The 24,912-nt window shown below is 62.4% G+C and carries 20 protein-coding genes and 1 tRNA gene; 10 read left to right on the top strand and 11 right to left on the bottom strand.

Annotation, left to right across the window (positions count from 1 at the left end):
- Nucleotides 1-2: 2 nt before the first annotated feature.
- From ACUJ47_RS06635 to ACUJ47_RS06625, 3 genes are all read left to right on the top strand, one after another.
- Complete coding sequence (locus tag ACUJ47_RS06635) at nucleotides 3-2,276, top strand: molybdopterin cofactor-binding domain-containing protein (protein ID WP_445537623.1); 2,274 nt, start codon at nucleotides 3-5, stop codon at nucleotides 2,274-2,276.
- Complete coding sequence (hemH, locus tag ACUJ47_RS06630) at nucleotides 2,273-3,307, top strand: ferrochelatase (RefSeq protein WP_445537622.1); 1,035 nt, start codon at nucleotides 2,273-2,275, stop codon at nucleotides 3,305-3,307. The genes ACUJ47_RS06635 and hemH overlap by 4 nt, the downstream gene beginning before the upstream one ends.
- A 63-nt stretch (nucleotides 3,308-3,370) precedes the next feature.
- On the top strand, nucleotides 3,371-4,786 hold the full coding sequence (locus ACUJ47_RS06625) for a cytochrome P450 (RefSeq protein WP_445537621.1): 1,416 nt from the start codon (nucleotides 3,371-3,373) through the stop codon (nucleotides 4,784-4,786).
- A 126-nt stretch (nucleotides 4,787-4,912) separates the two neighbouring features.
- On the opposite strand, the gene ACUJ47_RS06620 is transcribed toward ACUJ47_RS06625, so the two are convergent.
- Nucleotides 4,913-5,071: a DUF1674 domain-containing protein gene (locus tag ACUJ47_RS06620; RefSeq protein ID WP_445537620.1), complete on the bottom strand. Its 159-nt coding sequence runs from the start codon at nucleotides 5,069-5,071 to the stop codon at nucleotides 4,913-4,915.
- A gap of 54 nt (nucleotides 5,072-5,125) precedes the next feature.
- Here ACUJ47_RS06620 and ACUJ47_RS06615 point away from each other — a divergent pair, with 54 nt between their 5' ends.
- Nucleotides 5,126-6,373, top strand: a complete 1,248-nt coding sequence (locus ACUJ47_RS06615) for an RsmB/NOP family class I SAM-dependent RNA methyltransferase (protein WP_445537619.1) — start codon at nucleotides 5,126-5,128, stop codon at nucleotides 6,371-6,373.
- On the opposite strand, the gene ACUJ47_RS06610 is transcribed toward ACUJ47_RS06615, so the two are convergent.
- Both ACUJ47_RS06610 and msrA read right to left on the bottom strand, forming a co-directional pair.
- On the bottom strand, nucleotides 6,363-7,187 hold the full coding sequence (locus tag ACUJ47_RS06610) for a hypothetical protein (protein ID WP_445537618.1): 825 nt from the start codon (nucleotides 7,185-7,187) through the stop codon (nucleotides 6,363-6,365). The genes ACUJ47_RS06615 and ACUJ47_RS06610 overlap by 11 nt on opposite strands.
- Before the next feature lie 5 nt (nucleotides 7,188-7,192).
- Nucleotides 7,193-7,729, bottom strand: coding sequence for a peptide-methionine (S)-S-oxide reductase MsrA (gene msrA, locus ACUJ47_RS06605; protein WP_445538873.1), 537 nt, complete (start codon nucleotides 7,727-7,729; stop codon nucleotides 7,193-7,195).
- Between the two features lie 114 nt (nucleotides 7,730-7,843).
- On the opposite strand from msrA, the gene ACUJ47_RS06600 reads away from it, so the two are divergent.
- The 4 genes from ACUJ47_RS06600 to ACUJ47_RS06585 all read left to right on the top strand — a co-directional run bounded on the left by ACUJ47_RS06600 (nucleotide 7,844) and on the right by ACUJ47_RS06585 (nucleotide 10,193).
- Entirely contained in the window at nucleotides 7,844-8,737 is an 894-nt protein-coding gene (locus ACUJ47_RS06600; RefSeq protein ID WP_445537617.1) for a class I SAM-dependent methyltransferase, read from the top strand.
- Nucleotides 8,738-8,753: 16 nt separating this feature from the next.
- Nucleotides 8,754-9,605, top strand: a complete 852-nt coding sequence (aguB, locus tag ACUJ47_RS06595; RefSeq protein ID WP_445537616.1) for an N-carbamoylputrescine amidase — start codon at nucleotides 8,754-8,756, stop codon at nucleotides 9,603-9,605.
- Nucleotides 9,590-10,090 (top strand): 2-amino-4-hydroxy-6-hydroxymethyldihydropteridine diphosphokinase, encoded by a 501-nt coding sequence (folK, locus tag ACUJ47_RS06590; RefSeq protein WP_445538872.1) that lies wholly within the window; start codon nucleotides 9,590-9,592, stop codon nucleotides 10,088-10,090. Before aguB ends, folK begins: the two co-directional genes overlap by 16 nt.
- Before the next feature lie 27 nt (nucleotides 10,091-10,117).
- A tRNA-Lys gene (locus ACUJ47_RS06585) sits at nucleotides 10,118-10,193 on the top strand.
- A gap of 59 nt (nucleotides 10,194-10,252) precedes the next feature.
- Here the strand turns inward: ACUJ47_RS06585 and ACUJ47_RS06580 are convergent.
- The 3 genes from ACUJ47_RS06580 to ACUJ47_RS06570 are packed head-to-tail and all read right to left on the bottom strand — an operon-like array spanning nucleotide 10,253 to nucleotide 13,186.
- Complete coding sequence (locus ACUJ47_RS06580) at nucleotides 10,253-11,416, bottom strand: sensor histidine kinase (protein ID WP_445537615.1); 1,164 nt, start codon at nucleotides 11,414-11,416, stop codon at nucleotides 10,253-10,255.
- 16 nt (nucleotides 11,417-11,432) lie between these two features.
- Nucleotides 11,433-12,116 (bottom strand): response regulator transcription factor, encoded by a 684-nt coding sequence (locus tag ACUJ47_RS06575; protein ID WP_445537614.1) that lies wholly within the window; start codon nucleotides 12,114-12,116, stop codon nucleotides 11,433-11,435.
- A 20-nt stretch (nucleotides 12,117-12,136) separates the two neighbouring features.
- Nucleotides 12,137-13,186: a type 1 glutamine amidotransferase domain-containing protein gene (locus tag ACUJ47_RS06570; protein ID WP_445537613.1), complete on the bottom strand. Its 1,050-nt coding sequence runs from the start codon at nucleotides 13,184-13,186 to the stop codon at nucleotides 12,137-12,139.
- Between the two features lie 161 nt (nucleotides 13,187-13,347).
- On the opposite strand from ACUJ47_RS06570, the gene ACUJ47_RS06565 reads away from it, so the two are divergent.
- Nucleotides 13,348-15,156 (top strand): serine hydrolase domain-containing protein, encoded by a 1,809-nt coding sequence (locus tag ACUJ47_RS06565; protein WP_445537612.1) that lies wholly within the window; start codon nucleotides 13,348-13,350, stop codon nucleotides 15,154-15,156.
- A 19-nt stretch (nucleotides 15,157-15,175) separates the two neighbouring features.
- Here the strand turns inward: ACUJ47_RS06565 and ACUJ47_RS06560 are convergent, their stop codons facing one another.
- Both ACUJ47_RS06560 and ACUJ47_RS06555 read right to left on the bottom strand, forming a co-directional pair.
- Complete coding sequence (locus tag ACUJ47_RS06560) at nucleotides 15,176-16,678, bottom strand: tryptophan halogenase family protein (RefSeq protein WP_445537611.1); 1,503 nt, start codon at nucleotides 16,676-16,678, stop codon at nucleotides 15,176-15,178.
- Between the two features lie 38 nt (nucleotides 16,679-16,716).
- Complete coding sequence (locus ACUJ47_RS06555; protein ID WP_445537610.1) at nucleotides 16,717-17,415, bottom strand: DUF6445 family protein; 699 nt, start codon at nucleotides 17,413-17,415, stop codon at nucleotides 16,717-16,719.
- Between the two features lie 398 nt (nucleotides 17,416-17,813).
- Between ACUJ47_RS06555 and ACUJ47_RS06550 the strand changes: the two genes are divergently transcribed.
- On the top strand, nucleotides 17,814-20,591 hold the full coding sequence (locus ACUJ47_RS06550; protein ID WP_445537609.1) for a TonB-dependent receptor: 2,778 nt from the start codon (nucleotides 17,814-17,816) through the stop codon (nucleotides 20,589-20,591).
- Nucleotides 20,592-20,696: 105 nt separating this feature from the next.
- On the opposite strand, the gene ACUJ47_RS06545 is transcribed toward ACUJ47_RS06550, so the two are convergent.
- Genes ACUJ47_RS06545 through ACUJ47_RS06535 form a run of 3 tightly spaced genes read right to left on the bottom strand, consistent with a single transcriptional unit; the run spans nucleotide 20,697 to nucleotide 24,908 of the window.
- Nucleotides 20,697-22,196, bottom strand: coding sequence for a tryptophan halogenase family protein (locus tag ACUJ47_RS06545; RefSeq protein ID WP_445537608.1), 1,500 nt, complete (start codon nucleotides 22,194-22,196; stop codon nucleotides 20,697-20,699).
- 19 nt (nucleotides 22,197-22,215) lie between these two features.
- A complete protein-coding gene (locus ACUJ47_RS06540) occupies nucleotides 22,216-23,244 on the bottom strand; it encodes a LacI family DNA-binding transcriptional regulator (RefSeq protein WP_445537607.1) in 1,029 nt (342 codons plus the stop codon).
- Nucleotides 23,244-24,908 carry an alpha-amylase family glycosyl hydrolase gene (locus tag ACUJ47_RS06535; RefSeq protein ID WP_445537606.1) on the bottom strand — a complete coding sequence of 555 codons (1,665 nt, stop codon included), beginning with the start codon at nucleotides 24,906-24,908 and terminating at the stop codon, nucleotides 23,244-23,246. The genes ACUJ47_RS06540 and ACUJ47_RS06535 overlap by 1 nt, the downstream gene beginning before the upstream one ends.
- Nucleotides 24,909-24,912: the final 4 nt, after the last annotated feature.

Below are 24,912 nucleotides of genomic sequence, written 5' to 3'. Positions count from 1 at the left end.
CCATGCATGTCACTCGCCGCGGATTGCTGACTGGAGCCGCGATTGGTGGCGGGTTGCTGGTCGCCTGGACATTCTATCCGCGCCAGTTCCCCAATCCGCTCGAACCGCGCGAAGGCGAGCAGGTGTTCGACGCATGGCTCAAGATAGCTGCGGACGGCGTGATCACCGTGGCTGTGCCGCAGCTCGAAATGGGACAGGGGGTGACCACCCTGCTGCCGCAGATCGTTGCGGCGGAACTGGGCGCAGACTGGCGCCAGATCGGCGTCGAACTGGCGCCGATTAGCGGCCAATACGCCAACGTCCCGCTGGCAGCGCGTTGGGCGCCGATGTGGATGCCGCTTGCAGCTGACCTCGCCAGCGAACCCGATGCCTTCCTTGCGAGGCGATTTGCCCAGAACAATCGCTTCTGTGCGACCGGCGACGGCACTTCGCTCGACGCATTCGAACTGCCTTGCCGCGAGGCCGCGGCATCCGCACGGGCAATGCTGGCGCAGGCGGCAGCGGACCGTTGGGGCGTATCTTGGGAGCAATGCGAAGCGGCCGATGGCTTCATTAGCCATGGTGACCAGCGGTTGAGCTTTGGCGAGCTTGCAGCGGAGGCGGTGGAGTATGATGCGCCTGATCCGCCGCCGCTCCGCTCGGCTCCCTACAGCGAAGAGGCTCTTTCGGGCGAGACCGCGGCTGCCATTCCCTATCACCGGCTTGATTTGCCCTCGAAAGTCGATGGCACGTTCCAGTTTGCGGGCGACGTGCGTTTGCCGGGCATGGTCTATGCTGCGATCCGCCATGGCCCGGTCGACAAGGCCGAACTGGTCGAATTCAATCCCTTCAACGCGCGCAATGTCCGCGGGATCGTGGGTGCGGTGAAAGGCAAGCGCTGGCTGGCGGTTGTTGCGACCAGCTGGTGGGCGGCCGAGCAGGCGCTCGACACAATGCATCCGCGCTTCAGCGTCGACTATCTCGTCGACAGCAGCGAGATCGAGCAACGGTTCGATGAGGCGCTTGCGACCGGCAAGCCTGAGCGGATCGCAAGCCGCGGCGATGCCGATGAAGGGATGGACCAACCCGATCTCGCGCTGCGCTACGACGTCGAGCCGGGGGTTCATGCCACGCTAGAAACTTCAACTGCCACTGCCCGGTTCACCGACGGCAAGCTGGAACTGTGGATCGCCTCGCAGGCACCCGAACAGGCACGCATTGCCGCTGCCCGCGCGCTCGACATCGGCGTCGAGGACGTGGTGCTCTATCCCATGCCCGCGGGCGGCAGTTTCGACCGCCGCTACGAGCATGACCATGCGATCGAAGTTGCGCTGATCGCGCGGCAAATCGGCCGCCCGGTGCAACTGGTGTGGTCGCGCTGGCAAGAACTGCTCGCCGCCCGCCCGCGCTCGCCGGTGGCGATCGTCCTGCGCGCCAAGCTGAGCCAGGATGGGGAAGCCCGGATCGATGCGCTGCGTACCCGCATCGCGATGCCCCCTGCCAATCTCGAATTCGGCCAGCGCCTGTTCGAGAACAAGGCGAGTTGGGCGGCGATCAGTGATACCGAAGGCGCAGCGGATTCGCTCGCTTGCGAAGGCGCTATCCCGCCCTATGCCATCCCCAATGTCGCGGTCGATCATATCCCGGTCGAGATCGGGCTGCCGGTCTCGCGCATGCGGGGCAACGCGCATGGCTACACCGCCTTCGCGGTCGAGAGTTTCATCGACGAGATCGCCAGCCGCAACAAGCGCGAGCCTCTATCCTTCCGCATGGCCATGCTGGGAAGCGACCCCCGCCTTGCTGCGTGCCTGCAACGCGCCGCGCAATTGGCCGAATGGAACGGCGGTGTCGAACAAAGCGGGCAGGGGATTGCCTGCCATCGCATCGGCGATGCCGAAACCGGCGGAAGGATCGCCTGCGTGGCGACCGCGCGCGCGGGCGAGGGCGGCGTGCTGGTCACGCGGCTCGTGGCCGCGGTCGACATCGGCCGCATCGTCAATCTCGATATCGCGCGCCAGCAAATCGAAGGGGGGCTCGTGTTCGGCCTCGCCATGGCGATGGGGGCGGGCACGCGATACGCTGGCGGGCTGCCGACGTCGCAGCAACTCGCCGCGCTCAACCTGCCGCATCTTGCCGATTGCCCCGATATTGAAGTCGATTTCATTGCCAGCGAGGCTGCGCCCGCCGATCCCGGCGAATTGGGCGTGGCGGTGGCGGCGCCCGCCATCGCCAATGCGCTATATTCGGCCACCGGCTTGCGGTTGCGCCGACTGCCCCTACTTTCGGGCGGTCTATGACCTGGCAAATGCAATCGACCCCGTCCGATCACGCGCCTGTAAAGAGCGGTCGGATTGGCGTGCTCGTGGTCAATCTCGGCACGCCCGAAGCGCCTGATCCCGCTTCGGTGAAGCGATATCTCAAGGAATTCCTCTCCGATCCGCGCGTGATCGAGATCCCCGCGATCGTCTGGCAGGTGATCCTGCGCGGGATTATCCTCAACACGCGGCCGAAGAAGAGCGCACAGGCCTATTCCAAGGTCTGGACAGACGACGGATCGCCGCTACTGGTCATTACCCGTGACCAGGCGAGCGGATTGCAGCAGCGGCTGGGCGATGCGGTGATCGTGCGCCATGCCATGCGCTATGGCCAACCTTCGATCCCGAGCCAGATAGAGGCGCTGCAGGCCGAGGGCTGCGACCGTATCCTTCTCGCTCCGCTCTATCCGCAATATTGCGCCGCGACGACCGCCACTGTTGTCGACAAGGCGGCCGAGACGCTCGGCGCAATGCGCTGGCAACCGGCGCTGCGCACCTTGCCCGCCTATCACGACGATCCGGCCTATATCGACGCGCTTGAAGCTGACATCGCGCGCCAGCTTTCGGAACTCGAATTCGAGCCCGAAGTGCTGCTGCTGAGCTTTCACGGCATGCCGCAGCGGACGCTCGAGCTGGGCGATCCCTATCATTGCCACTGCCGCAAGACCGCGCGGCTGCTGGGCGAGCGGCTCGCTGCGCGTGACGAATTTCCCAGTCTGCGGATCGAGATCACGTTCCAGTCGCGCTTTGGGCGGGCGCAATGGCTCGAACCGGCGACCGACCACACTCTGGTGGCGGAAGCAGGCAAGGGCACAAGGCGGCTGGCGGTCGCAGCACCGGGCTTTTCGGCCGATTGCGTCGAGACGCTGGAAGAGCTGGCTATCGAAGGGCGCAAGGAATTCCTGGGAGCGGGCGGCGAGCATTATGCTGTGCTGTCCTGCCTCAACACTTCCGATGCCGGGATGCAGATGCTCGAAGCGATTGTTCGGCGCGAACTTGCAGGCTGGATTTAGCGCAGCGAATTACTTACACTGAGGTAAGTAACCAGATCGCCCGCAATCCAGGACTGCATATCGATGGCCAGCGTCGCTCAAACTGCCCCACGTACCGAAGCTCCTGCCGAAATCCGACCGACGCATTGGTCGCAGCGCCTGCCCGATGGCGCGCTCGACCATATTCCGGGCGATGGCGGCTGGCCGATCGTGGGCAATACGTTCCGCATGCTGGCCGATCCGCACGGCTTCGCCCGGCACATGGTCGAGACATATGGCCCGGTCTACAAGAGCCGCGCCATGGGCGGGTGGAACGTCATGCTGGTCGGGGCCGACGCCAACGAACTGGTGCTGTTCGACCGGGAGAAAATCTTCTCGAGCCAGCAAGGCTGGGGGCCGATCCTCGACCAATTGTTCCCGCGCGGGCTGATGCTGATCGATTTCGAGCATCACCGGGTCGACCGCCGCGCGCTGTCGATTGCTTTCAAGCCGGAACCGATGCGCCACTATTCGGGCGCGCTCAACAGCGGCATCGCGCGCGAAGTGGCCAAGTGGGGCGGCAGCCCGATGCTGTTCTATCCGGCGATCAAGCAGCTCACGCTCGACCTCGCGGCGGACAGCTTCATCGGCATCCCGTGGGGGCCGGAAGCGGAGCGGATCAACCAGGCCTTCGTCGACATGGTGCAGGCCTCGATCACTCCGATCCGCAAGCCCTTGCCATTCACTCCGATGAAGCGCGGGGTCGACGGGCGGGCTTTCCTGGTCGATTTCTTCACTCGGGAAACGCATCGTCGCCGTGCCGAGGGCGGCGGGCAGGACATGTTCAGCCAGTTCGCCACGGCAACGCTTGAGGACGGCTCGCTGATGCCGGTCGACCAGGTGGTCGACCACATGATCTTCCTGATGATGGCGGCGCATGACACGATCACTTCCAGCGCCACATCGCTCATTTACCTGCTGGCGAAGAACCCCGAATGGCAGGACAGGCTGCGGCAGGAAATTGTCGCGATAACCGGCGGGACCGACGCGCAAGGTAATCCAAGGCCGCTCGACTACGACGACCTCGGCAAGCTTGAGCTCACCGAAATGGCCTTCAAGGAAGCGCTACGGATGATTCCTCCGGTTCCGTCTATGCCGCGCCGTGCGCTGAAGAACTTCGAGTATGGCGGACATCGCATCCCGGCGGGTACGCCGGTGGGGATCAATATCCACCTCGTCCATCATTCCGAGGAATATTGGCCCGAGCCGGAGAAATTCGATCCGATGCGCTTCACGCCTGACAAGGTGAAGGCGCGCCACAAATATGCCTGGGTGCCGTTCGGTGGCGGGGCGCATATGTGCCTGGGGCTGCACTTCGCCTATATGCAGGTGAAGATCCTGATGGCGCAGTTGCTGCCGCGCTATTCGATCAAGATTGCCGAAGGATACGATCCGGCGTGGCAGGCTTGGCCGATCCCAAAGCCGAAGGACGGGCTGAAGGTAATGTTCAAGAGTCTTTGATTTCCGCATCCCATCCGGGCTGCGATATCCTCGCTCACGCGGCCTGAAGGCCGCATCGCTGCGGGCGGCCGGTCGGCCTTGCGGCGGCTAGCGCCGCCGTATGGTTGCAACCACAAATCTCGGGCTTCAAAAATCTACGGCGATGCCGTCTTTCTCCCAATCGCCATAGCGTGTGGGGGAGAGCTTCTCATCGACCTTGCCCGGTTTGGGCGCGGGCGGCGGATCGTTCGTCCAATGCGCCGGCTTTTCGAATTTCTTCGCCGCTTCGGATTTCTGTTTGGCCATGGTGCAAACATGCGCCCACTGGCGCTTGGATTCAATACCGACTAACCGCCGCGCATGGCACAGCCTCCCGGAATCCATGCGCGCCGCGCCGCCCTGCAAATGCTCGATGCGGTATTGCGCCGTGGTGAGACGCTCGAACAAGCGGAAGGCCCGGCGCTGAAGCAGGTGCGTAGCGCGCCGGACAAGGCCTTGGCGCGCGCCATCGCCAATGAAGTGCTGCGCTGGCTGACCGATCTCGACGCACTGATCGACAGCGCTACCAGGCAGCGACTCCCCGATGACGCGAAAGCTCGCGCGGTGCTGCGGCTGATGCTGGTGCAATGGCTGCGGTTCGACACGCCTCCGCATGCGGTAATTGCGACCGCGCTGCCGCTACTTTCCGGCGGCCCGCGGCGGCTGGCGCATGGCGTGTTCTCGACGCTGTCCAAGCGCGAAGCATCGCTGCCCGACGTGCCGACGTTGCCAGAGGCTGTGGCATTGCGTTGGGGCGGAATGGCATCCGAAATCGCGCCGGGCCTTGCCGATCCGCCGCCGCTCGACCTTGTCCTGCGCGATTTCCAGCACGATCCGGAACACACAGCGCAATGGGCGGTCAAGCTGGGCGGAGAGGGCTATTTGCCCGGCCATGTGCGCCTTTCACGCGGCGCGGCGGTTGAGAAGATCGAGGGCTTCCGCGAAGGCGTTTGGTGGGTGCAGGACCTTGCCGCTTCGCTTCCTGCACGGCTGCTGGGTGAAGGGCAGGGCAGGCACGCGCTCGACCTCTGCGCTGCGCCTGGCGGCAAGACCATGCAGCTGGCGGCGTCAGGCTGGAAGGTTACCGCGCTCGATCTCAGCAAGCGGCGGCTCGACCTGCTCAAGGACAATCTCAAGCGGACCGGGCTGAAGGCCTCGCCGATCCGCGCCGACGCGCTGAGCTGGGAGCCGAAACACCAGTTCGATGCCATCCTGCTCGATGCGCCGTGCACCGCCACCGGCACCTGTCGCCGCCATCCCGATGTACTCCACCGCATCGGGCAGCGGCAGATCGCCGAAATGGTGGAGCTACAGGCGGGGCTGCTCGAGCGGGCGGCAGGCTGGCTTAAGCCGGGTGGCGTGCTCGTTTACGCGGTGTGCTCACTCGAGCGCGAGGAAGGCGAGGACCAGGCCGAGCGGGTCACGCTGGAACCGCTTCCGATCGCGGCGAACGAATTGCCCGCCGGTATTGCACCGACGCCCGAAGGCTGGCTGCGCACCCTTCCGGGCATGCTGGCCGAGCACGGCGGGCTCGACGGGTTTTTCGTCGCGCGCTGGATCAGGCGCTGAGTAGCTCCCAACGCAAGGTCAATTGCGCGCAGGGCTTGTCCATCTGGCTGACTTGCATCGTAGCCGATGCATCATCCTGCCCGGTGATGGCGATGTCGAATGCGCAATCGAGCTCGATGTAGCGACGCATGTCCATCTCGCCGCCGGTGACCAGAAATGGAGCGCCGTCGCACATCAGGCTCACGACCTGTCGGGCAATTTCGGCAAGGTGGGGCGCATTCACGTGGTCGCCCGAGCCGCTGAAATAGGGATGGCCGGGCATCAGTCCGTTCGCCTTGGTCACGAGCGCCGTGGCGCATTTCCCGGTCAGGCAAGACACCAGCGGCAACTCGCGCTCTGACAGGCCGAGAAGCTCGCGCGGCGCATAGGCGAAACCCGCCGGCGCATCGTGCGAGACTTCACGCTTTGCCTCGGCTCGCCAGGCTTCGAAATTCCTGTTGCGGAACACCACCCCGCGCCCACGCATGGTGACGATCAGCCTGCCAGCGGTATCGAACAGGCGCGTTTCGAACGCCAGCTTGTCATCCACCAGCGTCCGGGAGAAAGTGCCACGGGCGGCCATGCCTGCCGTTCGGTCTCCCAGTTCCCAGTCGGTCCAGGTGAGTGCGCTCCACTTGCCTTCTTCAAGCGTACCCAGTGCAGCGGATGCGCCCACGCTGGACCAATAGTTCTGGGTCTGGAGCGGGATCGGGTGTTGCGGCGGCAATTCAAGCCAGGGCCATGCGTCCGTATCGGTCGAGCAAAGGAACGAAACCGTGCCGTCGCCCTCGACCTTGTGGCCGTATGTATAGGCTTGGCTGCTTGGTGCCGGCATATCGCTCAGCTGTCCGATTTCACCTTCGCGGCGAAGCTCTTGCGCAATTTCTGCAGCTTGGGCGGGATCACTGCCAGGCAATAGGGATTGCGCTGGCCTTCGCCTTCCCAATATTCCTGATGGCAATCCTCGGCGTCATACCATTCGGCAGGTCCTTCGATCGTGGTCACGGCACTTTGTCCGGGATGTTCCGCATTCCAGCGCGCGATCGCGGCCCCGGCTGCGGCGCGGTCGAGATCGCCCGAGAGGAAGATCGCACTGCGGTATTGCGTGCCGATGTCATTGCCCTGGCGATTGAGCTGCGTCGGGTCATGCGTGCCCATGAACACGTCAAGCAAGTCGGCCAGCGAAAGCACCGCCGGATCGAAAGTCACGCGGATCGCTTCGGCATGGCCGGTGTCGCCGCTGCACACTTCCTTGTAGGTCGGGTTGGGCTTTGTGCCGCCGATATAGCCGCTTTCCACATCGTTCACCCCCATCACGTCGCGGAAGACCGCTTCGGTGCACCAGAAACACCCGCCCGCAACGATCGCCTGCTGCATTCCGCTCATCGAAATCTCCTTTGTGTCGCGAGATAGGGAACGCCTTTGCCATTGTCATCGTTTGCGTTTCAACTACCGCACAAACCATGGATATCCGGGAAAGGGACTGAACCAATGAAGAAGCTGATTCTTGCTGCTGCACTGCCGGCACTTGCTCTGGCAGGGGCGGCACAGGCTGATCATCACCAGGCAGGCGAACACGCAGGCCATGGCCAGCATGGCGAGCACGCCCAGCACACAGTTGAAATGTTCATGAAGCATCACGGCGAGGCGCTGCCAGGTGCGATCAACCATCCGACCCGCGCCGAAGACCGCGCTCGGGACCAATTTCGCCATCCGGCCGAGACGCTGGCCTTCTTCCATGTCGCGCCGCACATGAAGGTTGCCGAATACGCTCCCGGCGGCGGCTGGTATTCGCGCCTTCTCGGCCATTATTTGGGCGGCGAGGGGCAATTGGTTGGCGTTTACGCCAACCCCGTCAGTGCCTCCAGCGATCCCGCACGCCAGCAGGCGGTTCGCGATTCTGCGGCGAAATTTCCGGCTGAAGTCGAAGGCTGGACGGGCCTGCCTGCAGAGCGCTTCAAGGGCATGACGCTGGAAAACATTCCCGAAGACCAGCTTGGCACTTTCGACCGGGTGCTGATGATCCGTGCGCTACACGGCATCCTGCGCGACAATATTGCCGATAGCGAGATCCGCGCATTGCGCAGCCTGCTCAAGGATGGCGGAATGCTGGGCGTGGTCCAGCACCGTGCCCGACCCGATGCAGCCTTTGGCTATACCAGCGGCAACCGTGGTTACCTGCGTGAGGCAGACGTGATCGCGCTGATGCAGGTCCATGGCTTCGAACTGGTCGACAAGAGCGAGGTCAACGCCAATCCTCAGGATACGGCAGATTACCCGCAAGGCGTGTGGGAGATGCCGCCGAGCCTGCGGACCAAGCGCGCCGACCTTGCCGATCGCGGCGAAAGCGACCGCATGACGCTGCTGTTCAAGAAGCGGCCGTAACGCTAAGGGCGGCGACATGAGAGAAATCACTGTCGCCGCCCTCCAGCTGCCGCTCGGCAGCGACGACGAGGCCACCAACATCGCCGCAGTTGGCGAACTGGTCGAACAGGCCGCCACGCGCGGGGCGCAGATCGTGCTGCCGCCCGAACTCTTCTCGGGGCCCTATTTCTGCCAGGTCGAGGACGAGGCACTGTTCGCGCTCGCGCGGCCCACGCTCGAACATCCCTCCGTAATCGCCATGCGCAAGCTGGCCGCGAAGCTCAAGGTCGCGATCCCGACCAGCTTCTTCGAACGCGATGGCCATCACTACTACAACACGCTGGCAATGATCGGCCCCGACGGGGACGTGATGGGAACCTATCGCAAGAGTCACATCCCAGACGGGCCGGGCTATGAAGAGAAGTTCTATTTCCGCCCGGGCAATGACGGTTTCAAAGTTTGGGACGTGATGGGCGCGCGCATCGGCATCGGCATCTGCTGGGACCAATGGTATCCCGAATGTGCGCGGGTGATGGCGCTGAAGGGCGCGGAACTGCTGTTCTATCCCACTGCGATCGGCTCCGAACCCTACGACTCCGGGCTCGACACCAGCCGCATGTGGCAGCGCGCGATGCAAGGGCACGCCGTATCCAACTGCATGCCGGTAATCGCCGCGAACCGCATCGGGACCGAAGGCGAACAGAGCTTCTACGGTCACAGCTTCATTACCAACGAATGGGGCGACATGGTGTGCGAATTCGGCTCGGCTGAGGAAGGCGTGCTGGTGGCAACGCTCGACCTCGACCAGGCGGCAAAACACCGCGCCGGGATGGGCTTCTTCCGCGATCGCCGCCCGCAGCTCTACGGGCGGATCTGCGAGGACATCTGAGCAGCACCTATCTCATCGCGCTGGGTTCCAACCGGCGGCATCATCGCTTTGGGTTGCCAGCGGGCGTACTGGCAGCTGCGCTGGAGGAGCTGGCGGCGCTTGGTACCGTGCTTGCCCGCTCACCTGTCATCGCGACCGATCCGCTCGGCCCGGCACAGAGACGCTTTGCCAATGCGGCGGCCATCGTCGAAAGCGAGCTCGACCCGCAGGCGATGCTGGCGGCACTCCAGCGGATGGAACGCGAATTCGGGCGGCGGCGCTGGCGGCGCTGGGGCGACCGCGTGCTCGATTGCGACATCGTGCTTTGGGACGGGGGCGTTTGGGAAGGGCACGATCTGGTGATCCCACACCCTGAATTCCGCCTCCGTGACTTCGTGCTGGCCCCTGCACTGTCCATCGCACCGCAGTGGCACGACCCCGTTTCGGGTTTGTCGATAAGCCAGCTCCATGCGCGCTTGACCAAGCCGCGACCTGTCCTTAGGTGAGCGCGCGGACACAGTCCGTCCCCGTGGGGGCCCTTAGCTCAGTCGGTAGAGCAACTGACTTTTAATCAGTAGGTCGCTGGTTCGAGCCCAGCAGGGCTCACCACCTTTTCAGACATTTCCCAGCTAGCGGCTTTCGCACTCTCTGCGTGGGACCTATGCCGACTACGCCGTCAGGCTGGCATGGAAGGCCCCGCCTTCTATCGACGTCTCGAAGTTCCAGCCGATCCTTGCCGCAAGTCTTCCCGCTATGTCGATGCCCATGCCGAAACCGGGCCTGGCATCATTTTCCCGCAAGGGGTTGCTTATTCGGACATGGTTCGGGCGAAGCGCAATCGCCACTGCTCCCGGCCCGCCATGCTGGACGGCGTTGAACAGGAGGCTGGCCAGCAGAGTTTCTAGGATGTCCTCAGGCATATTGACGACCCACTCGCCTTCGCTGGCGACCGTGATTTCCTGGCCGGCGCGCTGCGCGAGCGGCTCGAACTCTGCGGCAAGCTGGCCAAGCACCGCGTCGACCGACACCGCGCTGTCGCTTTGCACGATCCGGTCCGAACCCAGCCATAGCGCCGTATTGCTCGCTCGCGTCAGCCTGGCGATGGCGCGGTTCAGCAAGCCGTGGACGTGGCGGCTCGCTTCATCTTCCTCCAGCAGCGCGAGTGCGTTGCGGGCCGACTGGAGTGGTGTGCGCAATTCATGCGACAGATAGCCGAGCATCTCGCGTTCCGCTTGCACCGTCTTCAGGTGGGTGTCCCACAGGTCGGCGTGCAAGCGCGCGAATTGCGCCATTTCCGCGAAGCGCTCCGCACCGGCAGTGGCCCGCAAGCTGTCGGCATCGCGCGCATTGAGCATAGCGTCCCCCAGCCGCTCGGCATCGGACGCGATCCCGTCGAAGAATCGCCTGAGCGAAATCCACGCCCCGCCGACGATCAGCAGCAGGAACAAGGCCAAAGCCCAGACCAGATTCCCGAGCAGGTCGTTGACGACCAGCTCGTCGGTCGCATCATAGACGAGGAATTTCGTTCCGGTTCCCGGATCGGCAATCGGCAGGACATGGACGTAGCGACCGTTTGCGCGCCGCATCTCGAAGATTTGGCCGTTCTGGGCATCGGCAATCTGCGCACCGATATCGAGCGGCAATGACAATTCATCGTAAGCGCTGATCGGACCTGGCTGCTCTTCTCCTTGCCTGTCAACCTGCGCCGCTGCCGACCTGAGCCTCTGATCGATAAAGCGGTCTTCCACTATGTAGAGTGCGACCAGCGCCGCGCCCGCGATCGCGATGATCGAAAGCGACACATAGGCCAGCCATCGGGCGGTCAGAGCCATTCGCAAGCTGCGGCTGCTAGGAGTTCCCGACGAAGCGATAGCCAACTCCTCTCACGGTTTCGATCAATGGGTGCCCGAACTCTGCCGTGAACAGTGCCCGCATCTGGTGGATATGCATCCTCAGCGGCGTACTCTCGGGAATGTCGTCGCCCCACAGGGCATCCATCAGCTCCTCGCGATTGGCGCTGCCGGGGCTTGCCTCCATCATGCGCCTCAGGAGCTTGCGCGCCGATTTCTCGAGCACGATTTCGCGGTCATTGCCGGTCAGCAGGCCTGTCAGCGGATCGAAGTGATATCCTCCGGCCCTGATGCCGAGCCCGCCCTGCCGCTGCGAATGCTGCGTCAGGGCCCTGATCCGCGCGAGCAGTTCAGCCGGGGCGAAGGGCTTGACCATATAGTCCGTGCCGCCCGCGTCGAATCCGCCAAGCCGGTCTTTGAGTGTGCCCAGCGCGGTCAGGAAGATGACGGGCGTTTCGAGCCCGCTGGCCTTGAGCTCACGGCACAATTCCACGCCACTGCCATCGGGCAGTTGTACGTCCATAATGACAATGTCGAAGGCGCCATCCCGCAGCGAATTCCTTGCCCCGGAAATGCTGTATGCGAATTCCAGGCCAATACCCCGGCTTTCGAGATAGGCTGCAAGCCCTGCTGCAACGTCGAAGTCGTCTTCGACCAACAAAGCTTTCAGAATGGCGCCCACGCTTGTTTCGGTCTCCGGGCTCAGTGCGCCAGGCGCTGGATGTGATAGGCGTGGGCGAATTCGCCCTTCATCGCTGCGATCAGCGCATGAAGAAGGATGAGGCGCTTGTCCGAGCCACCCGATTCGGCGTTGGCGCGCTTGGCAGCGTCGAAGCCTTGCCCGTAATAGGTCGCGAGAACATCTACGGCCTTTTCTTCCATCGTCCGTTCCCGCTGGGCGAGCTCATATCCCATGGCTTCAATCATAGATTCGGCGACTGACCAGGTCGACCACGGATTCTGCCCGGTCACGATCCGCTCGTCCGTGATTGTCTTGTCGAGATACATCGGGCCCTCCACGAACCTTCGGGCCTTCATCATCAGGCCGTCTTCAAGCAGGAAGGGGAAGACTTCGCGCGCGTTGTCGATAAGGAAAAGCTCTTCCTCATTGGTGAAGCCGGTTACGGTTTTGCCTGCCAGGATCGGGCTGCCGTCTGACAGTTTGACGTCCACCAGCGCAACCGGCCCATGGCAGACCGCGCCGACCACGCCGCCGCGTTCATAAATGTTCGCAGTGATGCGCTTGACGTCGGGATCGTTCGGGAAATCGAACATCACGCCCTTGCCGCCGACGAAGTACACCGCCGCATAATCTTCGGGCACAATCGAGCTGAGCTTCTTCGTATCAGCCAGGGCTCCACGCACGCTTCCGTCGTTGAGAAAGGCGTAGTCGGTTTCGGTGAGTTCCTCATCGATATTGACCGGCGCCCGCCCACCAAGCGGGCTTGCAATGTCGACTTCGAAGCCATTGGCCTGGAATACGTAATAGGCGCGGGCGAGCTCTGTCAGCTCGTAGCCCATGTTCACATCGGTCCCGGGCGCGGAACCGGTGCTGGTGACGACCGCCAGGATCTTTCCTCGTTGCAACTGCGGTGCTTGCTTCAGGAAGGCGAGGTCGCTCGGGCGGGTGTCAGGATTGGCGAGCGGCTGGCTGTCAAGGTCGAGGCTGTGCCAATAGGCTGCCGATCCGGCAAAAGTCGCTCCCACGAATAGCGCAGCGCCGAAAAACATCGTCCTGAATTTCTGTCTCATTTGAGCTGCCTTGCTGGTCTGGATTGCTTGCTTCGACGCGCTCAATAGCGAGGCAATGTATTGCGACTGTAAGCCGGGCGGTATGCGAAATGACATTCGCAATACATTGCCCTGCGATTGGGGAGGCAAATGGCGACGAGGACCGACTTTTGATGCGAGCTATGTTTTCTGTGACCTCCCGCTTCCTGGCGCTGGTCCTTACGTTCTGCCTGGCGGCTGTTCCCGCGCACGCCGATGGCACTGCCCGCATCGATCGGGAAATGCGCGATGCGCTGGCGCAAGAGAAGGTAGCCGGTGCAATGTGGAGCACCATCGAGGGCGCGAATATATCCGTCGGCACTGCCGGTTTCCGCAACGCCAATGCAGGCGAGAATATGCGGCCGGACGACAAGGTCCTGGTCGGGTCGGTTACGAAGACCTTCGTAGCGCTGGGCATTCTGCGGCTGGTTTCGGAAGGCCGGATCGGGCTCGACACGCCGGTCGAGAGCATCCTGCCGAACATCCGGTTCCAGAACCGGTGGTCAGCGACTGATCCTGTGCGCGTGCGGCACTTGCTCGATCACACTGCCGGGCTTGAGGACGCGCGGATCTGGCACGTCTTCAGCAGCAGCAACACACCGGACATGCCGCTGAGTGCCGTGTTCGATGATGATCCCTCAACATTGCGGCTGCGGACCCGCCCTGGCGAAGTGTTCTCCTATTCGAACATGGGATACTCGCTGGCCGGGATGATCATCGAGAAAGTCACTGGCGAGCGTTACGAAAAGTGGCTGGAGCGGGAATTGCTGGAGCCGCTCGGCATGACCGACAGCAGCTTCTTCTTCGTGTCGCAGGCAGGGCAGGGTGCCGATCCGCGCCTTGCGTGGGGGCATCTGGGCGGCGGTTCGCTCGCTCAAGCATGGCCAATGGCTGTGCGGCCGGCCGGACAGTTTGCGACTACCGCCAGCGATATGGCGAAGCTGGCGCAGTTCATGATGAGCGATGGCATGTTGGGTGGTCGGGAAATCGTCCGGGCCGACTTGCTCCGGCAAATGGGCCATGTCACCGGTACGGCGGCTGACCGGGCCGGCCTCGATTCAGGATATGGACTGGGCCTGCAAGAGCGCGATCGCGAGGGCCGGATCGGCTTTTGCCATCAGGGCGACACCTTTGGCTATCATGCGCTTTTCTGCATCTATCCATCTGAAAAGAAAGCGTTCTTCCTCGCGCTCAACAATGATGGCGACGGGGTGAACCTGCAGCGCTTCCACAAGACCATGGTCGAGGGGCTGAACCCCCGCAAGGTGCAGCCAGCCGCCACCGCGGGCACGGCGCCAGACCTTCGAAGCTGGGAAGGCTATTATGTGCCGCTGGTCACAAGGTTCGCGATCGAGCGATATGCCGATTTGCTGGAAGGCGGTGTCGAACTCGCGCGGAGTGGCGACCACCTTGTCTTCACCCGAAGCGGGAAACCCCCACTCGATCTTTACCCGCTCGACGATCACAGGCTGCGCGCAGCCGACCGCGTGAGCACAAGCCACGTGCTGTTCGAACAGAATGATGCCCGTATCCTCTCGGACGGGCAGCGCAGCTACCGCATGACGTCCAAATGGCTGAACCATGCAATGTGGCTGAACCTGTGGGCTGGGCTCGCGGGCATCGCCTATATCCTGCTTGCATTGCCGGTGCTGGCTTTGAAGCGGCATCGCGGGATTTGCGAACCTGCCTTCTGGGGTGTGCTGTCGGTCGTTCCGGCGGGCCTGCTGATGTACAATCTCCATTTCATCCAATGGGGAGACATGTCGCTGGCAAGCGTGGCGCTGGCCGTTGCATCAATGCTGATTCCAGTCGGAGCGCTGTTGCAGATCGTGAGAGCGTGGAAGCACAAATTCCGGATGTGGAAATGGGACGTTGCCGCCAGCCTGTGCGTAATCCAGTGGATGGCGGTGTTAGGCTATTTCGGCCTTGTGCCGCTGCGCGTCTGGGCCTGAGCTGTCAGGCCGGGCTCCGTCACCCGGCCTGGCAATTCTCGGCGATGTAGTCCGAATGCAGCGGCAGCCTTGCCACTGCCTTTTCGATCACCGACCGCAAATCGCCCATGAACTGGCCTAGCTGTGCATCGCTCAGCTGGTCGGCCATGGGGTTGTAGTCTTGCGGCATGATCCCCTGGCCCAGCATCACCTGTACCCAGCTGGCATCGCGGAACAGATCGTCGACATCGCGCCCGATCCGTCCTGACGCTTCGAACAGATCGATCTTGCGCGCAAGCGGTTCAGGGATTTCCATGTTCCGGCAGTATTTCCAGAACTCGGAATCCTCGCGCCCGGTCTGGTGGTAATGCAGGATCAGGAAATCGCGGATCTGTTCGAACTCATGGATCGTGCGGCGATTGTATTCGTCGCGGTCTGCCGCGCGCACATGCTGCCGCGGAAACAGCTCTATCAACCGGCTGACGTTCGACTGGATCAGGTGGATGCTGGTCGATTCCAACGGCTCGAGGAAGCCGCTCGAAAGGCCGATTGCGACGCAATTATTCGCCCAGAACTGCTCCCGCCGCCCGGTAGTGAAGCGGATCGGGCGCGGATCGTCGAGCGCCGGGGTCTCGAGATTGGCCATCAGCAGTTCGGCGGCCTCGTCGTCCTCCATGAAGCTGCTGCAATAGACATGGCCATTGCCGGTGCGGTGCTGGAGCGGAATGCGCCATTGCCAGCCTGCCGTGCGCGCGGTTGCGCGGGTGTAGGGCGGAAGGTCGGGCAGGCGTTCGCTCGGCACCGCCAGCGCGCGGTTGCACGGCAGCCAATGCGACCAGTCGCGATAGCCAATGCCCAGTTCCTGCCCCAGCAGCAGCGCGCGAAAGCCGGTGCAGTCCACGAAGAAGTCACCACGCACTTCGCGCTCGCCATCGAGCCTGATCGCGCGGATATCGCCGCTCTCGCTATCCCGCTCGACCGCCTGCACAAGCCCTTCGGTCCGTATCACGCCGCATTGTTCGGCATAGCTGCGCAAATAGCGCGCGTAGAGGCTAGCATCGAAGTGATAGGCATAGGCAAGGCCGGTCATCTGCGTGTTACCGACCCGGTCGAGGTGGGCGAAGCGCGATTGCGAAGCGGCCAGTTGGTGCAGCGAGTAATGCCACAGGTCGGGCACCTCGCCCGCCATCGCATGGCGCCGCCAGTAGTGGTGGAAATGCACGCTACCCAAATTCAGCCCGGCATCGCCGAACGTGTGCAGGTAACGCTGGCCCAGCTTCCCCCAGTCGACGAATTCGATGCCGAGCTTGAAAGTGCCGAAAGTGTGCTTGAGGAAATCGTTCTCGTCGAGGCCCAGGATCGTGTTGAGCCGAATAATCTGCGGAATGGTGGCTTCACCGACGCCGACCGTGCCGATCGCTTCGGATTCGACCAGTTCGATCTTCAGGCCCGGCCCGAGCAGGCGGGCAAAGGCGGCCGCCGTGATCCATCCGGCCGTGCCGCCGCCCACGATCACCAGCTTGTTTATGCCTCGTTCGTCCATGCCCCGAATTCCAACCCTCTCTTTTGTGTCGCCGTGCCTCAAGCCGCAGGAGGCCGCAGGAAGGCATTGATCGTAAGCCGCCCCTCACGCGGGTCCAGTGGCAGCGGCGCGTCATTGTCGATCACGCCGCTATGCAGGATGTTGCCGCGGTAGAACACCGCTTGGTTGAACGCGCCCGGTGCAGCATAGGTGCGTTCGAACAGCGGTCCGCCCTCGGTGACATAGGCTGCCGGGGGAAGCCCCGTTTGCGCCACTTCGCGTTGCAGCGCATCGCGATAGCGCGGAAAGCTCTCTTCGGTCAGCGCTTCAAGCCCGGTCGATTTGTGCCGGAAGAATGCCGTTCCGCCATGACCGGTGCGGTGGAGGTACAGCATCATCGCGATCTGGCCGGGATCGGTGCCATCGACATGCGGCAGCCGCTGGATCGGAAGCAGCTCGGCCGGGGGGCAGGTTACGATCGAGTACCAGGCGATCATCGACCACTTTCCGGGCCGCGACTCGAAGGCTGAACACAGCATTGGCGAAAGCGCGCGGAGCAGTTCCTCACAAGCGGCCGGATCCAGCGGCGCGCGCAAGCCGGGATATTGCGGAGTAATCTTTGCAAATTTTTGCAAACAAGCACGTTGGATCGCCAGTTCGGGCCTCTCAAGAAGGCCCTCGATCGTCACAAGCCGATGTTTTTCGGATGAAAAGCTTCCAGCTGTGATGTGTGACAGGGAAGTGCTCCAGTCCTGCATGTCGATCCTGTGATTTTGCGGTCGCTCAAATTCTTCGGGGCAAGGCTATCAAACATCTCGGCCCAATCAACGATGATAAATTAAGAGGCTATAATACAACATAAAAAACGCAGAAACCGGCTTCCAGGAACCGGGCCGCACGACCGGTGGAAGCTTCGAGGCCAATCGCTCTGGGCCCGCCATGTGTTCTGCGCGCAACAAAGCGGTTGGCATGTGGCTTTGTCATCTGCGGCATGCGCCCGGTGGGGAATCTACAAGATATTGAAAATACGTTATAAAAACCCGTGAATACGTTTGCATGACCTAGTGCTGATTTCCGATTTACCTGCTCGCGCATCTGCGCTATGTAAAAAATTGCAAATAAACGTTCCATAAGTGATTCATGGGGGAGTGCATAAATGAAACTCGGACGTAATTCCGTGCACGCGCGGTTGCTCTGCGGTGCAGCAACGGGCCTGGCGATGGTGGCTGTAGCCGCTCCGGCCATGGCTCAGGACTCGAATCCGGCCCAACAGGCCGACGAGGTCGACGAAAACCGTATCATCGTTTCCGGCATTCGCAGCGCAATCGAAACCTCGCTCGAGGCCAAGCGCGAAGCGACCGGCATCGTCGAAGTGATTTCGGCTGAAGACATCGGCAAGCTGCCTGACCTTTCGATTGCGGACTCGCTGGCGCGCTTGCCCGGCGTTACCGCGCAGCGCGTACGTGGCCGCTCGCAGCAGATCTCGATCCGCGGCCTCGGCCCGGACTTCTCGCTGGCGCTGCTCAATGGTCGCGAAGTCGTTTCCGCTGGCAATAACCGCGGCATCGAATTCGACCAGTTCCCGTCCGAACTGATCGGGCAGGGCATCGTCTACAAGACTCCGAATGCCAGCCTCGCCGCAACCGGTATCGCCGGAGCGGTCGACCTGCGCACGATCCGCCCGCTCGATTTCAACGAGCGCAAGATCAATCTTTCGGCGCGTTACGTGCTGGCCGACATCGGCAAGCTCAACCCCGACTATAGCGACCAGGGTTATCGCCTGTTCGGTTCGTACATCGACCAGAACGCCGATGGCACGATCGGCTGGTCGCTGGGCATCACGCACCAGTCGAACCCGACGCATTTCATCTCGCGCGAACTCAAGACCAACCGCAACCAGGTCGGTCGCACGGCGGGCGATTTGATCTATCCCGCGGACAATCCCCGCCAGGGCGTCGTCTCGCGCGATTTTGAGCGTACTTCGGTCGCTGGCACGCTGCAGTTCGAACCGAATGACAAGTTCCAACTGACGCTTGATGGCTTCTATGGCGACACGAAGGACATGGGCATCTTCCGCGGCACGGAAACGCCGATCGCTTCATGGAGCGGCGCAAGCTTCGGAAGCGCCACCGGTGACGGACCGTTTGCCGATACCGCCACCTATAATGCGGTCGTGCCGATCCTGCGCACCGATACCGAGGGCAACAAGTCCCAGATTTATGCCTTTGGCGGCAATTTGTCCTACAATGTCACCGATCGCCTGAACCTCGAGCTCGATTATGGCTATTCGAAGCTCAACCGCGACGACATCGACTACGAATCCTATGCGGGTACCGGCCGTGCGCGGTCGGGCGCACAGGACGTCCTGACCTTCACCATGCCTTCGAGCGGACGCTACAGCATCTCTTCGCAGCTCGATTATACCGATCCGGGCCTCGTCTTGCTGACCGATCCGGGCGGCTGGGGCCAGGTCGGCTTCATCAAGGAGCCGAAGATCAATGACGAGCTTCACCAGCTCCGCGCTGAAGCCGATTACGAGCTCGACAGCAGCTTCCTCTCGAGCATCACCGTCGGCTGGCTCTACACCGATCGCGACAAGGGCTTCGACTCGAACGAGGCATTCATTCGTTCGAATGCGTCGTGGACCGATGGCTCGCTGGCGATCCCGGCCGATGCCATCATCGGCAAGACCAAGACCGGCGGACTGGGGATGGACATCATCGCCTATGATCCGTCGAGCTTCTTCGACGATGGTACCTATTTCTACGACAAGGCGACTTTCGACACGCAGTGGCGCGTGGCCGAAAAGGTCCACAACATCTACGCGATGGCTAACATCGACGCGATGATGGGTACCGTTCCGGTGCGCGGCAACGTCGGCCTCAAATATGTTCGCACCAAGCAGGAGTCCTTCGGCACTCTCGGCGGTGGCCTGACGAACGAGATCAGCGATTCCTACGAAAACTGGCTGCCCAGCGCGAACCTTTCGTTTGAAGTGGCAGACGGCACCTTTGTGAAGGCGGCGTTCTCGCAGTCGATCACTCGGGCGCGGCTCGACCAGCTGGCGGCGAACCAGAATATCTCGGTCAATCCGCTTAGCTGCATCGACACCAATGGCGACCAGATCCCTGATACGGTGATCGCGTTCAATCCGCCGCAGCTTACCTGCTTCAATCTCAGCGGCGGCAATCCCTATCTTCGCCCGTATGAATCCACTTCCTATGACCTTTCGTTCGAGAAGTACTTCTCGCGCGGTACGGCACTGGCAGTGGCGCTGTTCCACAAGGACCTGTCGAACTGGGTGATCCAGTACAGCGACACGATCGACATCGAACAGCAGATCATCAACGCTGGTTACGGGTCGATCCTTACCAATGCGCCCGAACTGGCCACCGCATCTTTCAGCGGCCCGGTCAATTTCGCCAACGGCAAGATCACCGGCATCGAAGCAACCCTGCGGCTTGATTTCATCGACCTGACCGATGCGCTCGATGGCTTCGGTGGCAGCTTCAGCTTCACCTATGCCGACGCCAAGGTCGACGACCAGAACGGGGACTCGCTGCCGATCCCGGGCTATTCGGAAACCGTCTGGTCGAGCGACCTGTTCTACGAAAAGAACGGCTTCCAGACCAAGCTGAGCGCCCGTCATCGTGGTGGCTTCCTGTCCGAAGTGCAGAACTTCGACGGCAGCCTCAGCGGCGCAGAGGCGCGCAGCGAAACGATCATCGACGCCCAGATCGGCTATACGTTCGAAGATCGCGACGATTGGCTCGGCGGGTTTGGCTTCCAGTTCGAAGTGTTCAACCTGACCAACGAACCCTTCGTCACCGAGAACGCGCTGTTCGATGCCAGCGGCAATGAGGTTGGCAACTTCCCGAGCCGCCATGAACTTTATGGTCGGACCTTCAACTTCACGATCAAGAAGGAATTCTGATCGCGAAGGGCTCTCTCGAGGGTCGCTGACTGGGAGGGCTCGCCGGAAACGGCGGGCCCTCTTGCTATGCAGGCTAGCGAAGCGAGGTCAGTTGTGCGGGCTTGGTCAGTTGCGCGCCAGGAACTCCGCATGCGCCGGCATTTCCGCGACCGCTTCGCGCATGGCTTGTTCGATGGCGGCGAAGCGTTCGGATACCGGCACGGCGTTCCGCAGTTCGGCGATGGCAGGAGCGCGCCGCGGCGCGATGCCTTGCCCCAGATAGACCGCAATCCAGCTCGGGTTGTTGAACAGTTCGCGCTCGTCCGAAACGATCAGCCCGTAATTGCGGAAATGATCGATCTTGTATTGCAGGCTGTCGGGGATCTTCATCGCCGCGCAATAGCGCCACAGCTCCGAATCCTGCCGTTCGGTGGCCTTGTAGTGAAGGATCAGGAAGTCCCGGATCCGTTCGTATTCCGCCAAGGTCTGGCGATTGTATTCCTCGGCCAGCAGCGGCGACATTTCCCGGTCAGGGAAAAGCGCAAGCAGCCGCAAAATACCGTACTGGATCAGATGCAGGCTGGTCGATTCCAGCGGCTCCATGAAGCCAGCCGAAAGTCCGATAGCCACGCAATTGCGGTTCCAGAACTTGCGCCGCCTTCCGGTTACGAAGCGCAGCGTGCGCGGATCGGCCAAGGCCTCGCCATCGAGCGAACCGAGCAAGGCTTCGGTGGCGTCGCCCTCGTCGATGAACTCGCTGCAATGAACATAGCCATTGCCGGTGCGGTGTTGGAGCGGGATGCGCCATTGCCAGCCCGCCGCCTTGGCGGTCGAGCGCGTGTAGGGGGCGATCTCGTCACCCTTCGAGCACGGCACAGCGATGGCACGGTCGCACGGCAACCAGTGCTGCCAGTTTTCGTATCCGGTCTCGAGCGCATCCTCGATCAGCAGGCCGCGGAAGCCCGAACAGTCGATGAAGAATTCTGCAGCGAACTCGCGCCCGTCAGCGAGCGTCACCTGCTTGATGTCGCCGCTTTCGGGATCGAGCGCGACATCTGCCACACGGCCCTCGACGCGAGTGACCCCGCGCGCTTCGGCGAAGCGGCGGAGGAACCGCGCATAGAGCACGGCATCGAAGTGGTAGGCATAGTCGAAGGTCGACTGGATCTGGCGGCGATCGGGCGATGGATGGGCAAACTTGCCTGCCTTGGCCATGGCCCAGGCCATCGAGAAATCGTCAATCGGGCCTTCGATGCGGCCGGCGAGGCTTTCGCGCATCCAGTAGTGATAGAAGGGGACCTGGTCGAATTCGGCGCCATGTTGCCCGAAGGGATGGAAATAGCTGTGCCCGACCCGGGTCCAGTCGACGAATTCGATGCCCAGCTTGAACGAGCCCGAGGTCTCGCGCACGAAAGTTGCCTCATCGATGCCGAGGCGGTTGTTGAAATAGCGGATCGGCGGAATGGTCGCTTCACCGACACCCACAGTGCCGATCTCTTCGGATTCGATCAGGGTAATCTTGCAGCGCGGGCCGAGCGTATCCGAAAGCGCCGCAGCGGTCATCCAGCCGGCGCTGCCACCGCCGATGATCAGGACATGTTCGAGGGGAGAAAAACCTTGCGCCACTCTTGCGTCCCCTGTGCCGTCAGCCGCCGCAGCTCTCGCGGATCAGCAGGCTCGTTTCAAGCCGGTCCGAAGTTGCAATACCGCCTTTGGTATCGATCAGCTTGGAAACGAGCATTCGTCCGGCGAGGTTCGCATCCTGGTCGATTGTGGTTAGCGGCGGCGTGACCAGCCGTGAGGCCGGGATATTGTCATAGCCGACCACCGAAACATCGCCAGGTACGCTCAAGCCGGCGCGCGTGAGCGCCCGGATTGCGCCGATTGCGATCAGGTCGCTGGCGGCGAAGATCGCATCGAAGCGTGTGCCGCGGTCGATCGCGGCCCGCGTCGCGGCTTCGCCCGAATGAACGTCGAAATGGGCCGAGACGTTGAGTTCCTCGCGGAATGGAATGCCCGCCTGTTCGAGCGCCTGGCGATAGCCGCGATAGCGCTGTTCCATTTCCGGCGCTTCGGTGTCGCCCAGGTACAATATGTCCTTGCGGCCCAGTCGCGCGAGATGGGCCGTCGCCCTGCGCCCGCCTGCGACATTGTCCGAACCGATCGAGCAATATTGCGCATCGCCGAGCTCGGCACCCCACACGACGAAACGGTTGTCGCGCTTGGCCAGTTCGTTGAACGCGTCATGCAGAGAGCTTTGCCCGATGAAGATCACGCCAGTGGCGCGGCTGGTTGCCATCGCGAATTCGATGTCTTCCGACGTGCTGGGGCTCAAGTGACTGATCAGCAGGTCGGCGTTGCGCTCGCGAGCGGCCTCTGCAATTCCGGCGAGCAATTCGAGGAAGAAGGGGTCTGCTACCCGCGTTTCACGCGCCTGCGGGGCGGGCACGACCACGGCAATGGTGGCCTGTGCGCCAATCGGGCCCTTGGGCATGTTGACCCTGAAATCGTAATCGTGCTCGCGCGCGATCTTCCAGATCCGCTGCTTGGTCCGGCGCTTCACGGCCGGGCTGTCATTCAAGGCACGCGAGACTGTGGCAATCGAAACGCCCGCCTCGCGCGCGATATCCTCAAGCCGGGCACCCTTGTTCGATGTGCGCTCGGCAGCCGCCATCAGTCTTGCCCGCCGTTCGCGACAGCCCAATAGCCGGACATCGGCGCCATGTTCTCCGGCAGTTCGCCCATCGTTCCAATTTCGCTTTCATTCGCCACGACCACCGCCTTGCCGAATTCGGGCCCGGGTGACCAGCCCACATTTCGATCGGACAGGTTGAATGCGCAGAGCACGCTGCGAGCGGGGCCACTGCGGACGAAGGCGACGATCTCTTCCGGAGTGTCGAGCAGGCGGATTTCGCCATCGACAAGCGCAGGGAGAGTGCGCCGTCGAGCCAGAAGATCGCGCGTGTATTTGAGCATCGAGCCGGGATCGCCCGACTGCCGGTCAATCGCCAGTTCGGCATGCGCCGGGTCGAGCCTGAGCCAAGTCCGGTTGGCATCGGAGAAGCCGGCATGCGGTGCCGTGGCGATCCAGGGCATCGGGGTGCGTGCGCCGTCCCGGCCAAGCGTGTGCGGCCAATTGGCGATCGCTTCGGGATCCTGCAGGTCCTCGAAAGCCACTTCGCCCTGCGGCAGGGCCAGTTCTTCGCCCTGATAGATGAAAGCGTTCCCCCGAAGTGCAGTGAGCAGCAGCAGTGCGAGCCGTGCTGTGCGCCCGATATCGTGGCCTTCGCTCCAGCGGGTGATCGCGCGCGGCGCATCGTGGTTCGAGAAAGCCCATGACGGCCAGCCTTCGCCAGCGCTGCCATCCCATTGCAGCAGCGATTTCCTGACCAGCGGGGCGGTGAGCCGCTCGGCATAGAGGAAATCGAAATTATAGGCGGAATCGAGCCGCTTCCCGTCAGCGGTAAAGGCCTTCATTTCACCGAGCGGTTCCTTCCCGCCGACTTCTGCAACAGTGAAGGTGCCGGGATACTCGTCCATCGTGTGGCGGACGCGTTCGAGGAAAGCGGCAATGTCCGGGTGCGACTGGTTGTAGACCTTGTCCTGCATGTCGAACGGGCGGGTGACCAGTTCGATCGGCAAGCCTGAAGGCGGATTGTCGCGCAATTGTGGGTCGTGCATCGCGAAATTGATCGCATCGAGCCGAAACCCGTCGACCCCACGATCAAGCCAGAACTTCGCCACTTCGATCAGCGCATCCCGCACTTCGCGATTGTGCAGGTTGAGGTCGGGCTGGCTGGTGAGGAAATTGTGTAGGTAATACTGCTTGCGCGGGCCATCCCACTGCCAGGCCGAGCCCCCGAACACCGATTGCCAGTTCGACGGCGGCGATCCGTCCGCCTTTGCATCGGCCCAGACATACCAGTCGGCCTTGGGATTGGTGCGATCCTGCCGGCTTTCCTGGAACCAGGCGTGCTGGTCCGAAGTGTGCGAATAGACCTGGTCGACGATCACTTTCAGGCCGAGCGCGTGCGCCTTCGCGATAATCCGGTCGAAATCGTCGAAATCGCCGAAGCTGGGGTCGATCCCGCAATAATCGGCCACGTCATAGCCGAAATCCTCCATCGGGGAGGTATAGAAAGGCGAGATCCAGATCGCGTCGACGCCGAGCGAGGCAATGTAATCCAGCCCTTCGACGATTCCGTTGAGATCGCCGATGCCGTCGCCATTGGTGTCGCGGAAGCTGCGCGGATAAATGTGATAGAAGATCGCGCCGCGCCACCATTGGTGGCGGGCAGCTTCGCTAGCCTGTGCCTTGTCGAGAGACGGCGCATTCACAGGA

The organism is Altererythrobacter sp. Z27 (genome assembly GCF_052683155.1).
This window is presented reverse-complemented; position numbering and strand designations above follow the sequence as displayed.

Bases quoted from the DNA above. Each gene is read 5' to 3' on its own strand.
- hemH (WP_445537622.1), top strand. From the start codon at position 2,273: ATGACCTGGCAAATGCAATCGACCCCGTCCGATCACGCGCCTGTAAAG.
- ACUJ47_RS06610 (WP_445537618.1), bottom strand. From the start codon at position 7,187: ATGCCGGCACCAAGCAGCCAAGCCTATACATACGGCCACAAGGTCGAG.
- ACUJ47_RS06625 (WP_445537621.1), top strand. From the start codon at position 3,371: ATGGCCAGCGTCGCTCAAACTGCCCCACGTACCGAAGCTCCTGCCGAA.
- ACUJ47_RS06635 (WP_445537623.1), top strand. From the start codon at position 3: ATGCATGTCACTCGCCGCGGATTGCTGACTGGAGCCGCGATTGGTGGC.
- ACUJ47_RS06580 (WP_445537615.1), bottom strand. From the start codon at position 11,416: ATGGCTCTGACCGCCCGATGGCTGGCCTATGTGTCGCTTTCGATCATC.
- ACUJ47_RS06565 (WP_445537612.1), top strand. From the start codon at position 13,348: ATGTTTTCTGTGACCTCCCGCTTCCTGGCGCTGGTCCTTACGTTCTGC.
- ACUJ47_RS06570 (WP_445537613.1), bottom strand. From the start codon at position 13,186: ATGAGACAGAAATTCAGGACGATGTTTTTCGGCGCTGCGCTATTCGTG.
- ACUJ47_RS06560 (WP_445537611.1), bottom strand. From the start codon at position 16,678: ATGGACGAACGAGGCATAAACAAGCTGGTGATCGTGGGCGGCGGCACG.
- aguB (WP_445537616.1), top strand. From the start codon at position 8,754: ATGAGAGAAATCACTGTCGCCGCCCTCCAGCTGCCGCTCGGCAGCGAC.
- ACUJ47_RS06600 (WP_445537617.1), top strand. From the start codon at position 7,844: ATGAAGAAGCTGATTCTTGCTGCTGCACTGCCGGCACTTGCTCTGGCA.
- ACUJ47_RS06550 (WP_445537609.1), top strand. From the start codon at position 17,814: ATGAAACTCGGACGTAATTCCGTGCACGCGCGGTTGCTCTGCGGTGCA.
- ACUJ47_RS06540 (WP_445537607.1), bottom strand. From the start codon at position 23,244: ATGGCGGCTGCCGAGCGCACATCGAACAAGGGTGCCCGGCTTGAGGAT.
- ACUJ47_RS06615 (WP_445537619.1), top strand. From the start codon at position 5,126: ATGGCACAGCCTCCCGGAATCCATGCGCGCCGCGCCGCCCTGCAAATG.
- msrA (WP_445538873.1), bottom strand. From the start codon at position 7,729: ATGCAGCAGGCGATCGTTGCGGGCGGGTGTTTCTGGTGCACCGAAGCG.
- ACUJ47_RS06620 (WP_445537620.1), bottom strand. From the start codon at position 5,071: ATGGCCAAACAGAAATCCGAAGCGGCGAAGAAATTCGAAAAGCCGGCG.
- ACUJ47_RS06555 (WP_445537610.1), bottom strand. From the start codon at position 17,415: ATGCAGGACTGGAGCACTTCCCTGTCACACATCACAGCTGGAAGCTTT.